Source organism: Shewanella sp. Sh95 (assembly GCF_001308045.1).
GTDB classification, from domain to species: Bacteria; Pseudomonadota; Gammaproteobacteria; order Enterobacterales; family Shewanellaceae; genus Shewanella; species Shewanella xiamenensis.
The window spans coordinates 1-240 of the sequence record NZ_LGYY01000199.1 but is presented as its reverse complement, the minus strand read 5'-3'; the positions used below and the strand labels follow the sequence as shown (position 1 = coordinate 240).

Below are 240 nucleotides of genomic sequence, written 5' to 3'. Positions count from 1 at the left end.
TCGTTCTCCAACGCTTTTCGCAAGTTACTACGTCCTTCATCGCCTCTGACTGCCAAGGCATCCACCGTATACGCTTAGTCGCTTAACCATACAACCCAAATAGGTTTCACTTGCGTGAGCCACTTGAATTGTTGCGACCAGCTGGTTTTACTTGTCTCATCTTCGACCAAGAAGATGGACTCGCCTTAGACTTGAATATTCAAGACACTTAACAAGTGTTTTAAGAACTCAATTTTTTTC

1 rRNA gene is annotated in these 240 nt (G+C 43.3%); it reads right to left on the bottom strand.

From position 1 onward, the window contains the following. Window positions 1–88 (bottom strand): 23S ribosomal RNA (locus AEA42_RS22690); the annotation flags it as partial. Window positions 89–240: the final 152 nt, after the last annotated feature.